The sequence below is a fragment of the Lacrimispora xylanisolvens genome (assembly GCF_002934545.1).
Taxonomy (GTDB): domain Bacteria; phylum Bacillota; class Clostridia; order Lachnospirales; family Lachnospiraceae; genus Lacrimispora; species Lacrimispora xylanisolvens.
In genome coordinates this window covers 338,438-352,765 of the sequence record NZ_PTJA01000005.1, presented here as the reverse complement: position 1 = coordinate 352,765, position 14,328 = coordinate 338,438, and the positions used below count along the sequence as shown (strand labels likewise).

13 protein-coding genes are annotated in these 14,328 nt (G+C 43.9%); 12 read left to right on the top strand and 1 reads right to left on the bottom strand.

What is annotated here, in order from left to right:
- Positions 1 to 3 precede the first annotated feature (3 nt).
- From BXY41_RS11990 to BXY41_RS11975, 4 genes are all read left to right on the top strand, one after another.
- On the top strand, positions 4 to 762 hold the full coding sequence (locus BXY41_RS11990) for an acyl-CoA dehydratase activase (protein ID WP_104437072.1): 759 nt from the start codon (positions 4 to 6) through the stop codon (positions 760 to 762).
- 12 nt (positions 763 to 774) lie between these two features.
- Positions 775 to 1,362, top strand: coding sequence for a DJ-1/PfpI family protein (locus BXY41_RS11985; protein WP_104437071.1), 588 nt, complete (start codon positions 775 to 777; stop codon positions 1,360 to 1,362).
- 126 nt (positions 1,363 to 1,488) lie between these two features.
- A complete protein-coding gene (locus tag BXY41_RS11980) occupies positions 1,489 to 2,322 on the top strand; it encodes a methyl-accepting chemotaxis protein (protein WP_104437070.1) in 834 nt (277 codons plus the stop codon).
- A 96-nt stretch (positions 2,323 to 2,418) separates the two neighbouring features.
- Complete coding sequence (locus tag BXY41_RS11975; RefSeq protein WP_104437069.1) at positions 2,419 to 3,375, top strand: L-lactate dehydrogenase; 957 nt, start codon at positions 2,419 to 2,421, stop codon at positions 3,373 to 3,375.
- A gap of 56 nt (positions 3,376 to 3,431) precedes the next feature.
- On the opposite strand, the gene BXY41_RS11970 is transcribed toward BXY41_RS11975, so the two are convergent.
- Complete coding sequence (locus BXY41_RS11970) at positions 3,432 to 3,983, bottom strand: ECF transporter S component (protein WP_104437068.1); 552 nt, start codon at positions 3,981 to 3,983, stop codon at positions 3,432 to 3,434.
- A 265-nt stretch (positions 3,984 to 4,248) separates the two neighbouring features.
- Here BXY41_RS11970 and BXY41_RS11965 point away from each other — a divergent pair, with 265 nt between their 5' ends.
- The 8 genes from BXY41_RS11965 to BXY41_RS11930 all read left to right on the top strand — a co-directional run bounded on the left by BXY41_RS11965 (position 4,249) and on the right by BXY41_RS11930 (position 14,324).
- The gene (locus tag BXY41_RS11965) at positions 4,249 to 5,730 is read left to right on the top strand and encodes a sensor histidine kinase (RefSeq protein WP_104437067.1); all 1,482 of its coding nucleotides are present in this window, start codon (positions 4,249 to 4,251) and stop codon (positions 5,728 to 5,730) included.
- Between the two features lie 7 nt (positions 5,731 to 5,737).
- Positions 5,738 to 6,547 (top strand): response regulator transcription factor, encoded by an 810-nt coding sequence (locus tag BXY41_RS11960; RefSeq protein ID WP_104437066.1) that lies wholly within the window; start codon positions 5,738 to 5,740, stop codon positions 6,545 to 6,547.
- A gap of 178 nt (positions 6,548 to 6,725) precedes the next feature.
- The gene (locus tag BXY41_RS11955; RefSeq protein WP_104437065.1) at positions 6,726 to 8,267 is read left to right on the top strand and encodes a sugar ABC transporter ATP-binding protein; all 1,542 of its coding nucleotides are present in this window, start codon (positions 6,726 to 6,728) and stop codon (positions 8,265 to 8,267) included.
- A gap of 2 nt (positions 8,268 to 8,269) precedes the next feature.
- The gene (locus tag BXY41_RS11950) at positions 8,270 to 9,319 is read left to right on the top strand and encodes an ABC transporter permease (RefSeq protein ID WP_104437064.1); all 1,050 of its coding nucleotides are present in this window, start codon (positions 8,270 to 8,272) and stop codon (positions 9,317 to 9,319) included.
- Positions 9,320 to 9,353: 34 nt separating this feature from the next.
- Positions 9,354 to 10,439: an ABC transporter substrate-binding protein gene (locus BXY41_RS11945; RefSeq protein ID WP_104437063.1), complete on the top strand. Its 1,086-nt coding sequence runs from the start codon at positions 9,354 to 9,356 to the stop codon at positions 10,437 to 10,439.
- 69 nt (positions 10,440 to 10,508) lie between these two features.
- Entirely contained in the window at positions 10,509 to 11,546 is a 1,038-nt protein-coding gene (locus tag BXY41_RS11940; RefSeq protein ID WP_104437062.1) for a TRAP transporter substrate-binding protein, read from the top strand.
- Positions 11,547 to 11,619: 73 nt separating this feature from the next.
- Positions 11,620 to 12,513, top strand: coding sequence for a tocopherol cyclase family protein (locus BXY41_RS11935; protein WP_104437061.1), 894 nt, complete (start codon positions 11,620 to 11,622; stop codon positions 12,511 to 12,513).
- A gap of 134 nt (positions 12,514 to 12,647) precedes the next feature.
- The gene (locus tag BXY41_RS11930; RefSeq protein ID WP_104437060.1) at positions 12,648 to 14,324 is read left to right on the top strand and encodes a methyl-accepting chemotaxis protein; all 1,677 of its coding nucleotides are present in this window, start codon (positions 12,648 to 12,650) and stop codon (positions 14,322 to 14,324) included.
- Positions 14,325 to 14,328: the final 4 nt, after the last annotated feature.

The window sequence follows — 14,328 nt, the reverse complement described above, 5'->3', positions numbered from 1 at the left end:
GTTATGGGACAGGTGAGTATAGGAATTGACTGCGGTTCAGCAGCCTGCAAAGGAATCCTTTTGTGGGATGGAGCGGTAAAAGCAGTCGCAGTGAAACCAACGGGTTGGAACCCAAAAGAGACAGCAAAAGCCATACTTGATGAACTGATTGTGAAAGCAGGAGCAGAGGGAGAAGAGCCGCTTATTACGGCTACCGGATATGGAAGAGTGGGAATTGAATTTGCGCAGAGGGCGGTAACTGAAATTACCTGTCATGCGCTGGGGGCAGATTATATTCTTCCCGGAGTCCGTACCGTGGTTGACATCGGGGGGCAGGATTCCAAAGTAATTTCCGTCAGAAACGGCAAGGTGCAGTCATTTCAGATGAACGATAAATGCGCGGCCGGAACCGGACGGTTTCTGGAGATGTCAGCTCACCGGATGGGAGTTGATATGTCGGGGTTTGCGGCTCTTCTAAAGGAAGGAAAAAGCTGCGCCATCAGCAGTATGTGTGCGGTGTTTGCAGATTCGGAGATCGTATCCCTTCTGGCTGGCGGAAAAAGCCGGGAGGAAGTTGCTGGCGGCATCGTGAATTCAGTGGCAGCCAGAACAGCAGCACTTGCTGGCAGAATAGAGATGGAATCTCCTGTTCTTCTGACAGGAGGACTGGCAGAACTGGAAGGATTAAAAAGGGCACTTGAGGTACAGTTTCAAATGTCGGTTATCACTTCTGAATTATCCAGGTTCGCAGGAGCAATCGGGGCTGCAAGGAAAGGGGTTTAGAGAGGAAGATAAATGGGTAAAATTTTATGCTATGTATATCATAATATGGCTGACTTTGAAGTCACTCTGTTGCTTCACAGATTAAGGAATACAGGGAAACGGGAGATAATCGCAATCTCAGAAGACCTGGATTTAAAAACGGCCCAGTCGGGACTGTCCTATCAGCCAGATAAGAAGATCAGTGACATTCATGATCTGGATGATGTGGAAGCGCTGATCATTCCGGGTGGTCCCATTGACAATGGACAGAATGAAATCTGCCCACTGATCCGGCAGATGGATGACAGAAAAAAACTCATAGGAGCCATTTGTTTCGCTCCACAGTTTCTGGGGAGAGCGGGACTTCTTGACCGGTATCGCTACACGACCTCCTGCTCTCAGGAGAAGATTACTACATTGTCCTGCAAGGATCCGTTTAACCGGAAAAATGAAGTGACAGACCGGGTTGTTTGTGACCGGCATATTATTACGGCTCAGGGGTATGCATTTGTCGATTTTGCTTTGGAAGTCTGCAGATATCTAAGGATATTTGAATCAGATCTTCAGGAATATGAGCAAATCGTTAGAATTGGTGAATTTGAATATAAAAAAATTAAATAAGCTTTTATTTGGTTACATTGACAGAAAACTTGGAATGTATTAAAATAGAAATGTGTCTGAAATCATTGACCTGTGCTCCCGCAGACAGGTACCGGATGATTTCCTAAAAAAGGGGGATTACGAAAGATGGGCAGTTCTGTGACTGGTAACGAAATACTGGATTCTTTTTATTCTGTTATACCATATTTGATGAATTTATTTGATGATGATGTATCATTTGCCTTAACTGATGCTGAGAAGTTTATTAATGTCTGGAATGGCAGAAATTTAAAATTTCATGTCAATCCCGGTGATATTGTACCTGCCGGAGGTGCAATCAGAGAGGCATTGGATTTAGGCAGGGTAATCATTAAAGACGTGCCTGCCACGGTTTATGGCATACCATTTAAATCCTACGCAGTACCTATTACAGAAAGAAACAAGGTAATTGGTGTCCTGACATTGGGAAGAAGCCTGGAAAAAAGGAATAACCTGATTAGCCTGATTAACAAGCTGAGTGCAGGTGCAAACCAGATTGCTGAATCAACCAACGGAGTGAACCTGGGAATCGGACAACTCAGGGAGATGAACGGCGAGATCTCTGTTAAGGTGAAGGAAGCCAATGACAGCACAAAGAATACAGATTCCATACTGGATTTTGTTAAGGATGTTGCAACCCAGTCCAATTTACTGGGACTGAATGCAGCCATTGAGGCAGCCCGTGCAGGAGAAGCAGGAAGAGGCTTTTCTGTAGTAGCAGGAGAGATCAGAAAGATGTCGGCTTCTACCAGCGAATCCATTGGGCAGATCGACGGTGTGCTGAAAAGCATTAATGCATCCATTACTGCAATTAACACCCGGATAACAGAATCCAATGTGATTTTTACAAAAGAAACGGAAGAATTTGCAAAAATACTAAATTCCATTGAGGAATTAAACGGAACGGCAAAACAGCTGGAAACACTTTTAGAGCATCTGTAAGCCGCTGATGAGATAGGGATAGAGCCAAGGGAGGCACTATCTCTATTCTTATGTTTTCGTAAAGAAATTTTTGAACATCAGGAAAGGGAATAAAACATGAAGATTAAAACATCAAAAGTGGCTGTAGTGGGGTGCGGACTGGTTGGTTCCTCCACCGCATTCAGCCTGGTAACCCAGGGAGTATGTGATGAAATTTTAATGATTGACATCAACGAGGAACGAGCTTTGGGAGAGGTACTTGATTTAAGGGATACCATCAAGTATCTGGACCGTAATGTTAAAGTGCGTACGGCCAGCTACGCGGACTGCTCAGACGTGGATATTATTGTGATTACGGCGGGAGCACCGCCACAGAAAGGACAGACCAGACTGGATACACTGGAGGTCAGTGCAAAGATTGTAAAAACCATTGTTGACCCGGTCATGGCAAGCGGCTTCGACGGGATTTTCATAGTCGTATCCAATCCGGTTGATATCATTGCCCATTATGTCTATAAGCTGTCCGGTCTGCCTAAAAATCAGGTAATCGGGACAGGAAGCTCCCTGGATACCTCCAGACTTCAGAACTTTATAGCGGAGCTTGTCAATGTAGACCCCAGAAGCGTTTATGCCTATTCCATGGGAGAACATGGTGATTCCCAGATGGTACCCTGGTCTACAGTAACTGTGGCAGGCAAATCCTTCAATGATATTATTCAGGATAACAAGGATCTGGTTGGAGATGTAGACTTAGATGAGATCGTTAAAAAGACAACCAGAGAAGGATGGGAGATCTACAACAGAAAGGGAACCACCTATTATGGGATTGCGACAGCCTGTGCCGGTATCATTAAGGCGATTCTCTACGATGAAAACCGTATCATTCCTGTATCCACCCTGCTGGAAGGGGAATATGGGGAAACCGGCGTATTTGCCGGTGTACCCACTATCTTAAACCGCACGGGAGCCGCAGATATACTGGAGATCCATATGACAGATGAGGAACTGAATAAGTTTCATCAGTCCGTGGAGATTCTTCGGGAGTATTACGGGAAAATGCATACGCCGGATTAAAAACAATTGGTTCATCAGCGCCTGTCACTGTGAAATATCATGGTGGCAGGCTATTTTTATTGGATGCCGTCTGTATCTGTTTCCAGGCTCAGGCTCCTGATTTCGTGATTGCGCAGAAGAAATGGAAGCAGGGCCCCGGATACAATCAGGCTGAACAGATTCTGAACCAGATTAAATGGAACATTAATAAGGGCAGCCGGCTGGCTATAAACCATCATTTCATAGGCAAAATATCCCCCTGTGATGAGAATACTGGACACAATGCCTGCAATCAGAAAAGGCAGGAGCCGAAACTGCGCTTTTTGACGGCTGGGTGTAAATCTCCGGTACAGATATCCCCCGCTAAAGGCAGCCAGTGCTTTAATGAGAAAGGTTGCCGGTGCATAAAATACGTAACCTGAAATCAAATCTGCCGTCATGGAACCAATCCCACCTGCAACAGCGCCTGTCAGAGGGCCAAGAAGGATACCGCTTAGTAAAACCATTCCATCCCCCAGATGAATATAACCATTGGTAGCGGTTGGGATATGTATTACCATGGTAGCAACTGTGGTAAGTGCTGCCATTAAAGACCCAAATACTAACTTCTTTGTTCTTTTCTGATTCATAGTATCCTCATCCTTTCAAATAAAAATAATTCATGTGTTTTGTTTGAACCTATCATATAGAAAAACTGGAGTTTTTTAAATAGCCAATTTAAGCAAAATCATGCATACCAGTTGAGCGAGAAAAATGATTCCCACAATTGAGGGGTGAAAAGTAATTTTTAAGGTGTTGTGCAAATGGTTTTCGAATAATATTGACATAATATAGCAAAGCATATAAGATTAATTAGCATTATTGCATAAAAAAAGTAATTGGAGGGAGAAACAGGTGGGAAAAAGGCTGCTTGCCCGTTGGTATCAGATGACGCTGAACAGAAAGCTGTATATGGCGATTGGAAGCGTGGGAATTATCATGGGCTTTTCCATTTTTATTAATTTAAAGGTTGCCTATATTTTTATCGACGATGCAAGGGGTATTATGGATGATAATCTGGCTTGTTATAAATTTCAGGAATCAATGGCCCAGGAGCGGGGAATCTTTGCCAGTCTGATTTCCAGCAGAACCATGGAAAATCTGGAGATCTATCAAAGAGTCTGTCAGGACACCAAAGCATATTTAAGCAGCCTGCCTTATGAATATGAAAAAATCGGAGAAGACCGGTACGGCGTAACCTGGAACATTATAAACGGATACGAGACCTATGAGAAGCAGAAGGATAAGGTTTTAGCCATGAAACAGGGGGATCCGGATTATATACGGGAACTGTATAAGGTTTATAGTATGCAGAAATATCTGGATCAATACGCCTCCCGGCTGACGAAAGTTGTTCTGATGAGCGGTAACGATTATTATGAGAATCGGGTACCTGTGCTGAAACGGATGCCCTATCTGCTGGTTGCAATCAGTTTAACTGCATTTTTGATTCTGGTGGTATTTATCCGGTTTTTTACTGGAAATATTGTAAAGATCATGATGCAGCTTGCTACGGTCTCCGGAAGAATTGAAAAGAATGACTTTTCTTCTCCGGATGTGGTCTGGGAAGGGACAGATGAGATAGGCAGGCTGGTTCATGCATTTAACAAAATGAAACATTCCACAAAGAATTTTATCTCAGCAACAGAAGAAAAGCGCCAGATTGAAGAAAAGCTCTATAAGCACGAACTGGAACGGGCAGATTTGGAAAAGCGTTTTTCCATGGCACAGCTTCAGCTGATTAAGAGCCAGCTGAATCCTCATTTTTTATTTAATACCCTTAATATGATCACACGAATGGCTCAGATGGAAGAAGCACCCGTTACGGAAGAGATGCTGGTATCCATCGGAAACCTTCTAAGATACAGCTTACGGACTGCCAATGCCTTTGAACCTTTGGAGCAGGAGCTTAAGGTAGCAAGGGATTATATGTATATCCAAAAGATGAGGTTCGGAGACAGGCTGTCCTGGAACATTGACTGTGAGGAAGAACTCTATAAGGAGGAAGTACCCGTATTTATTCTGCAGCCTTTGCTTGAGAATGCAGTCATACACGGGATTTCTGAAAAGGAAAACGGGGGGAGTATTTTTATCAGCATCAGAAAGCAGGCGGAACTGCTGCATATATTGATTTCTGATACAGGCAGGGGCATGGATCCGGTGAAACTGGCAGAGATCCGCAATGCCATTGAGACAGAAGGAAAAGGTCTGGGGATTGGGCTTGGAAATATCTACAGAAGAATTTCCTCGTATTACGAATATGGTAAAGTGACGATTGACAGCACATTGGATCAGGGAACAGAGGTAACCATTGTTTTTGGAGGAAAAAAGGGGTGAACAAACGATGTATCGGCTGATGATTGTGGAAGATGAAATGATTGAGCGGATGGTGCTTAAAAAAATGCTCCAAAAAAAATTCGGAGAGGACTGCACGATCTATGAAGCCAGAAATGGCATAGAAGCGGTGGAACTCTTTCGAAAAGAGGACATACAGATCATTATTCTGGATATTGGCATGCCGGGAATGAATGGGATCCAGGCGGCAGAAATTATGCGAAAAGAAAATTCCCGGTGCTGTCTGATCTTTTTGACGGCTTATGACCGGTTTGATTATGCAAAGAAGGCGATTTCTATCAGAGCCATGGAATATATACTGAAACCCTATTCCCAGAAAGAGGTGATCAGTGTGGTAGAAGAGGCCCTCCGGGTGACTGATGACTGGAATGGGAATGGCATAAAAGCAATACAGACAATACAAAACGAGGCTGAGGAACAGAAAGAACTGATGGAAGAGGAAACGGATTTAAACAGCAGCCGTCTGTCCGTTATGGCATCCATGGTTATGGAGTATATTAAATCCAATTTTATGAATGAAATCTCCATGAGTGAGACAGCCCGGGCAATCGGCTATTCAGAGCCTTATTTCTGCAAGATGTTCAAGCAGCAGTTTGGGCAGAGCTTTACCTCTTATCTGGCAGAATACCGGGTGGGGGAAGCCAAAAAGATGCTGGAGCAACCCAATGTCAATGTAAAGGAAATCGGTGCCAGAGTGGGGTATACGGATAATAATTACTTTACGAAGGTCTTCAAACGTCTGGAAGGTTTAAATCCATCTGAGTACAGAATGAACAAATTAAAAGAACTTCAATCTTAAACAATTGGTAAAAAAACGCTTGTCTTTTAAACGGGACAGGTGTTTTTTTGTGCTCATTCACAAAAAAAGATAAAAATTTTCTATGAAAGCTAAAATGTTACGATAGAATCCAGGGGGCAACCACCCGTATAATAAACCCAGGCACAAAAAGTGTAGAAACCAGAGAGGAGGATATGGCATGGGACAGGAATTGTTTCGAATGGACGGAATCAGCAAAAGCTTTCCTGGAGTCAAAGCTCTCGATAAAGTAAGTCTGTCTGTAAATAAAGGAGAAGTTCTGGGACTGGTAGGTGAAAACGGTGCTGGAAAATCCACCCTGATGAAGATTTTGTCCGGTGTTCACCGGGCGGATGAAGGAGAAATCTTTATCGAAGGAGAGAAAGTAGTAATTGATTCTGTGGCCAAAGCCCATGATCTTGGAGTAAGTATTATCATGCAGGAATTAAATATGTGCGGTCATTTAAGCGTTGCAGATAATATTTTCATTGGCAGAGCTCACAAAAAAGGAATCTTTATCGATGACAAAAAGATGCACGAGGAGGCTCAGAGAATTCTCGACGATCTTGGGATTGATATAAACACCTATGCAATGGTAGGCAGCTTAAGCATCGCCAAACAGCAGATGGTGGAAATTGCGAAGGCGATCAGCTTCAATTCAAAAATACTGGTTCTTGATGAGCCGACAGCAACGTTGACTGAAAAAGAGATCGACCAGCTGTTTGGTATTATCAGACGTCTGAAGGAAAAGGGAGTTGGAATGGTGTATATCTCCCACCGTATGGCGGAGTTAAATCAGATTTGTGAACGGGTTACCATTATCCGTGACGGTCAGTATATCGGAACCAGGAACTTAAACGAAATCACCATGGACGAACTGGTTAATATGATCGTTGGTCGTTCCCTGGATGATAAATATCCCAAGCATACAAGAAAAATCGGCGATATTGTTCTGGAGGCAAAAAATGTCAGAAGAGGAACGAAAGTCAATGCCGATTATTTATGTGTAAGAAAAGGCGAGATTCTTGGAATCTCAGGTCTGGTAGGAGCAGGAAGAACAGAGCTGATGCGCTGCATCTTCGGAGCGGACCAGCCGGATTCCATGGAACTGATAATGGAAGGAAAGCCGATTAAGGTTAATTCCGTTATTCAGGCAATCAAGCATGGAATCGGATACGCAACAGAGGACAGAAAGAGAGACGGACTGGCTCTTGGACTGGACATCAAATACAATACCAACATGGCTCATCTTCCAAACATCACCCGTTTTGGATTCATCGATGACAAGGCAGGACTGATCAATGCTGAGAAATACGTAAAACGTCTTCGCACAAAAACGCCAAGCGTCCATCAGCTTTGCGGGAACTTATCTGGTGGTAACCAGCAGAAGGTAGTTCTTGCAAAATGGCTGTGCAACGATGTTAAAGTTTTAATTGTAGATGAACCGACCAGAGGAATTGACGTTGGTGCCAAATATGAGGTGTACGAACTGTTTAACCAGCTAAGCGACCAGGGTGTATCCATTATCATGATATCTTCCGAGCTTCCTGAGATTCTTGGAATGAGTGACCGTATTTTAGTCATTCATCAGGGAGAAATAAACGGAGAACTGAATGCGAAAGAAACCACCCAGGAAGAGATCTTGTATCTGGCGGCTGGCTATAACAAACTTGAAGGAAAACCGGCGCCTACGTTAGGTGTGGGAAATAGAAAGGGAGATTAAGAATGATGAACTTAAAAGCAAAGGGACAGGAGAAGAAAGCCGGCTCATTTGGAAAACTTGATGCAGCAACACGCCGGGCGATCTTTTCTATCGGAATCCTGATCGGACTGTTTGTTCTGTTTTCACTTCTTCAGCCGGCAAAGTTTCTGGCTCCGGCTAATTTACAGAACCTTCTGCAGCAGATTGTAACCTATACGATTATCGGCTGCGGTCTGACTTTCTGCCTTGTATGCGGCGGAAACGATTTATCAGCAGGTGCTTCCATGGCGTTGTCCGGTATTATTATGGTAGCGCTTTTAATGCAGGGACTGCCTCTGTGGCTGTGCATTATACTCTGTCTGACCATGGGTATTATGACCGGTATTATGAATGGATTTTTTATCGAGATACTTGGTGTTGTACCGTTCGTTGCAACTCTTGCAACCCAGTGGGTATACCGTGGTATGGCCAACGTACTGGTGAACGGAGCACCTCTTTATACAACCAATATTCCTTCCGAGCAGGTTCAGAAACAGTTCTATGTTCTGGGAGGCGGAAGAATCGGCGGAACCGGTCTTCCATACAGCGTTATTATCACTCTGGTTTATGCATTAATTCTTGGAGTAGTACTTGCAAAGATGCGCATTGGACGTCAGATTTATGCCTGCGGTTCCAACCTTGAGGCAGCTAAGCTTTCCGGCATCAATGCAGTAAAAACACGTATGTTTGCATACTGCATCTCCGGTTTATCCGCTGCAATCTGTGGTATCCTGGTAGCTTCAAGACTTTCCAGTGCACAGCCGACAGCCGGAAACGGATATGAGATGGAGGCAATTGCAGCTTCCGTACTTGGTGGAATCTCCATCTTAGGAGGAGAAGGAACCATTTTAAATACAGTAATCGGAGCGCTGATGATGGGTGTAATCCGGAACGGACTGAACTTAAACGGTGTCAACTCCTTCTGGCAGCAGGTTATCGTAGGAATTATCCTATTGATTGCAGTTGCTTCCCAGACAGCAAAGAAGAGCGGTGATTTAGGGGCACTCAAGCGGTTTTTTGGCTTGAAAAAATAAAAAAAAAACTATATAATTCAGGAGGAAGAAAAAAATGAGAAAGAGTAAATTAGCAGCAGTTGTATTAGCGGCAGCTATGGCAGTAACTGGCCTTGCAGGCTGTGGCAGTACATCTTCAAGCGGAACAGCAGCAACCACTGCAGCAGCAGGTGAAACAACCACTGCAGCAGCTGGAGATAAGACCACAGAGGCAGCAAAGACAGATAAAAAATCCGGTGAAAAGACCATTTACGTAATTGTAAAGGTACTTGGAAACCAGTACTGGAGCGTTCTTCAGGCTGGAGCGGAGAAGGCAGGCAAGGACTTAGGCTGTAATGTAGTTGTAGTCGGAACCGCTCTGGAATCCGATATTGAAGGACAGCTTACCCTTCTTCAGAATGCAGTATCTGCTCAGGCGGACGGAATTGTAATCGCTCCACTTGACAGCGTTTCCTTAGATGCACCAATTACAGAAGCATACAAATCAGGAACTCCGGTTGTACTGGTAGATACCGTAATTAAAAGCGATAACTACAGCGCCGCTCTGTTAACAAATAACGTGGAAGCTGGAAAAACAGCAGCAGACGAACTGATCGCCCGCTTAAAGAACAGAGGAATTTCTGAGACAGAAGAAGCACAGATTGCAATTCAGGTTGGTTCCACTGGTTCCCAGACAATCAATGACCGTGTAAAAGGTTTCAATGAGTATTGGGATGCAAATGCACCTAAGTCCTGGAAGGTTTTAAACAACGACATCAAGGTAAATGACGGTGACATCAGCAAGGCAGTTGGTTTCTGCCAGGATTTCATTACAACTTATCCAAACTTAAAGGCAGTATTTGGTCCTAACAATGGTTCTACTGTAGGCTTTGTAACTGGTTTAACAGAATCCGGACGCGACGATATCTCCATGGTTGGATTCGATTTCTCTGCAGAGATCGAGACCATGATCCGCAGCGGAAAGTTCGATGTAGCTTCTGTTGTTCAGCGCCAGTTCTACATGGGCTATGACGGTGTTAAAACTGCTCTTCAGATTGCTGATGGCGGTGAAATTAAAGATAAAACTGTTGATACCGGAGTTATTCTGGTGGATAAAACAAATGTGGATGATAAGGAAATTCAGAGTATCATTAATCCTTAATCAGTTCATACTATATAAAATATCAGACGCTTCCCCTGGAATCAGGGGAGGCGTTTTGGGGGTACAGGAATGAACAAACGTAGTATAAAAATTGGGGGAGCAGTCCTTTTGGCAGGAGCGGTTATTACGGCTTCTTTTAGTTTTTTTCATAAAGAAAATCCGTCAGACTCTCTTTTCTCTTCCGGAGAACAAGCTCCGGAATATGTATTTACCTATGCCGATAACCAGCCGGATGATTATCCCACAACACAGGGGGCAAAAAAGTTTGCGGAGCTGGTATGGGAAAGGACGGAAGGACGAATTAAGATAAAAGTCTTTTCCGGAGGGGAAATGGGTAACGAAAATGAGATCGCGGAGCAGGTTCAGTATGGGGGAATTGATTTTGCCCGCGTATCCATTATGACTCTGACTGATGTAAATCCCAAATTCAACGTATTGCAGCTGCCTTATCTTTACCGGGATGAAACTCATATGTGGAAGGTTCTTGACGGTGAAATCGGAGACGAGTTTATGAATGATTTAAAAGGCAGCGGGGCAGTTGCCTTATCCTGGTATGATGCCGGTGCAAGACATTTTTATAATACCAAACGTCCCATTGAACGGGTGGAGGACATCCGAAAGATGAGAATCCGGGTTGCAAAGTCGGATATGATGGCAGCCGTAGTAGAGGCATTGGGAGCGAAAGCCGTTCCGCTGGCATATTCCGATGTGTATGCAGCGTTAGAAACCGGTTATATCGACGGCGCAGAAAATAACTGGCCTTCCTATGAAACCATGAATCACTACGAGGTGGCAAAATACATTACCCTTGACGCCCACAGCCGCATACCGGAACTGCAGCTTGCTTCCCAGGCAACCTGGGACAGGTTAAGCGAGAAAGACCGGGAAATAATCAAACAATGCGGGGAAGAATCTGCAACGTATGAGCGCCAGATCTTTACCGAAAGGGAGCAGAATGTAAGGGATCGTCTGATCAAAGCCGGTTGTATCGTTACAGAGTTAAGCCCGGCGGAGCAGATCCGTTTCCGCAGTGCCGTGATGACTGTTTATCAGACTTACTGCAAGGATTATATCGATGTGGTAAACCGGATAGCACAGGTACAGTAATATATTTCCTGACTACGTTTTCCCATTCCTGGCAACCATATGATTAAAGCATGGAGACAGGAGGGTTCTGGTAATGGCAGAAGGGAAAACCAAAGGGAAATTCTTTATTGGCTGGTATTTTAAAATGCAGTGTGGAAACACCGTTCTGGCGCTGATTCCAGGGCTTATAAGAGATGGAACAGGTAAACGCCTGCCATTTCTACAGGTCATATGGAACGAAAAAGCCTGCTGGCTGGATTTTAAAGAAGAGGATTTTTTTATTGACTGGAATCAGAAAAGGATTATACTGGGTAATAATATCTTTTCCCGCAGGGGCGTCAGGCTGGATATAAAGACAGAGGACCTTTCCTTAAAAGGAGCAGTTCGTTTTGGACCCACTACCCCAATCCGGTATCCCATTATGGGCCCATTTCAGTACATGCCTTTTATGGAATGCAAACATGAGATCATCAGTATGTCCCACAGGCTGGCCGGAAAGGTGAAACTAAACGGGGATGTGGTGGACTTTGCCGGGGGAATGGGATATATAGAAGGAGACAGAGGGACATCGTTTCCTGAAAGCTACCTCTGGATTCAGTGCAATTTATTTTCTGAAAATGCCTCCGTCATGGTCTCCATTGCCAAAATCCCATGGCTGGGACTTCGGTTTCAGGGCTGTATCTGTGTCGTCATGTATCAGGGAAAAGAATACCGGTTTGCCACTTACCTGGGAGCCAGAGTGGTCAGCAAACGGGAGACGGCTGTCATTATAAAACAGGGAGCCTTTGTTTTGAAAGTATTTCTTTCCAATCAAAGCAGAAAGGATGAGAAGCGGTTTGCTCATAAACTGCGGGCGCCAGTTCAGGGAGAAATGAGCCGCTTTATTAAGGAAGAGCATCTGCTTCGTGGAAGGTTTTTACTGTATAAAGGAGAGAACATGATATTCGATCTTTCCAGTAATTCGGTTAGTTTTGAATACGATTTATAGTGGTGATAGCTGTAATCTTACAATTTGTTAAGATTACAGCTATTTTTCTGAATAAATATTAAGTTGGCATTGAGAAGACGGATTGTTATAATGGAATTAGAAACAAAATAACAAATCGAAAGTGGGGACTAGAGATGAAAAAATCAGGAAAATTAAGTATTTCAACAAGGCTGAAACGGGTATTTGCAATTCTGGTTTTTATTATTTTTCTTTCTTCAGTATTTTCGCTGATCAGTTTTCGCAGCATTGGGAACAACATGTCAACATTTTACAGAATTCAATATGAAACAACGAAAAAACAGATGGAGATCCGTAAGGATGTACAGACCATTAATAAACGAATTCTTTGGGCTGCCATTCGGGAAGATGCTTCTGTCACTGCAGAGCAAAAGAAAGAAATAGAAGGAAGATTTGAGAAAATTGTAAAATATATTGCTGTCATCAAAGCGAATCTGAAGGATAAACAGACAGGAGAAACATTGGACCAGGCATTTGACGATTTCCAGAAAGATACCGGTGTTCTGCTTTCCATGCTGGAAAAGGGAGATACAAAAGGAGCCGTGGAATATTACCAGACTACCTTCAATGATGTTTCAGAAGTACTGGCGGATGCACTGGATAAGACCGGTTCCCAGGCGGATGAAGCAGCTCTTTTAAAGTATACTGACAGTCAGAGAGTTGAGAATGCTGCCACAGCATGTCTGGCGTTTTTCTCCCTGATCTCTCTGATGATTGCACTTCTCATGGGAAAACGTCTGACCAAGTCCATTGCCGTTCCATTAAAAGAGATACAGGATGCAGCAGGAGAGTTTGCCAAAGGTAATTTACATACGGCGATTGCTTACGAATCAGAAGACGAAATCGGTCAGGCGGCCATGAGCTTACGGGAATCCATGGAGAAGATTCGCAGCTATATTATGGAAATTGATTGCGCCATGGAACAGATGGCGGGCGGAAATTTCAATGTGGATTTCAACAGTGAATTCATCGGGGATTTTAAAAATATTGAATCGTCGCTTCATTGTTTCACGGAAAAGATTTCAAGAAGTTTTGAAGAAATTAACGAGGCAGCCAATCAGGTATCAGATGGTTCCAGCCAGATATCCGAATCAGCCCGTTTTCTGGCAGTTGGGGCTGAAAACCAGGCAGGGATTGCCGGAAGATTATCCGAGTCAGTGACTCATATTACCGAGCAGATTGGTGAAAATGCCAAGCTGACCAATGAAATTCAGTTGGAGATGGAACGGATTGCCCGGGATATTTCAACGGAAAATCAGAATATGCAGGAAATGGTTTCTGCCATGAGCACCATTAAGAAAACATCTCAGGAAATCAGCAAGATGATAGTAACCATTGATGATATTGCCATGCAGACTAATCTTCTGGCATTAAACGCCTCTATCGAAGCAGCAAGAGCCGGAGAAGCAGGAAAAGGGTTTGCAGTGGTAGCAGGTCAGGTCAGTCTTCTGGCAAGTCAGAGTAAAGAGGCCGCAAAGAATTCCTCCGACTTAATCGAGGCATCGTTAAATGCGGTGGAAGAAGGAACCGTTATAGCGGACCGGGCGGCCGGTAATTTAAATGGCGTAGCAAACGAAAGCAGCCAGATCATGGATAAGGTACGCAGCATTGCACAAGCTTCCTTAGATCAGGCGGATTCTGTAAAAATGATTGAACATGGAATTGGAAAAATCTCCATGGAAGTAGATAACAATGCGGCGTCTGCAGAAGAAAATTCCGCCTCCAGCGAGGAACTTGCAGGGCAGGCGCAGAACCTGAAGGACTTAATCGGCCAGTTTCAGCTAAAAATCTGAAATA

Bases quoted from the DNA above. Each gene is read 5' to 3' on its own strand.
- BXY41_RS11990 (WP_104437072.1), top strand. From the start codon at position 4: ATGGGACAGGTGAGTATAGGAATTGACTGCGGTTCAGCAGCCTGCAAA.
- BXY41_RS11985 (WP_104437071.1), top strand. From the start codon at position 775: ATGGGTAAAATTTTATGCTATGTATATCATAATATGGCTGACTTTGAA.
- BXY41_RS11980 (WP_104437070.1), top strand. From the start codon at position 1,489: ATGGGCAGTTCTGTGACTGGTAACGAAATACTGGATTCTTTTTATTCT.
- BXY41_RS11975 (WP_104437069.1), top strand. From the start codon at position 2,419: ATGAAGATTAAAACATCAAAAGTGGCTGTAGTGGGGTGCGGACTGGTT.
- BXY41_RS11970 (WP_104437068.1), bottom strand. From the start codon at position 3,983: ATGAATCAGAAAAGAACAAAGAAGTTAGTATTTGGGTCTTTAATGGCA.
- BXY41_RS11960 (WP_104437066.1), top strand. From the start codon at position 5,738: ATGTATCGGCTGATGATTGTGGAAGATGAAATGATTGAGCGGATGGTG.
- BXY41_RS11955 (WP_104437065.1), top strand. From the start codon at position 6,726: ATGGGACAGGAATTGTTTCGAATGGACGGAATCAGCAAAAGCTTTCCT.
- BXY41_RS11950 (WP_104437064.1), top strand. From the start codon at position 8,270: ATGATGAACTTAAAAGCAAAGGGACAGGAGAAGAAAGCCGGCTCATTT.
- BXY41_RS11945 (WP_104437063.1), top strand. From the start codon at position 9,354: ATGAGAAAGAGTAAATTAGCAGCAGTTGTATTAGCGGCAGCTATGGCA.
- BXY41_RS11940 (WP_104437062.1), top strand. From the start codon at position 10,509: ATGAACAAACGTAGTATAAAAATTGGGGGAGCAGTCCTTTTGGCAGGA.
- BXY41_RS11935 (WP_104437061.1), top strand. From the start codon at position 11,620: ATGGCAGAAGGGAAAACCAAAGGGAAATTCTTTATTGGCTGGTATTTT.
- BXY41_RS11930 (WP_104437060.1), top strand. From the start codon at position 12,648: ATGAAAAAATCAGGAAAATTAAGTATTTCAACAAGGCTGAAACGGGTA.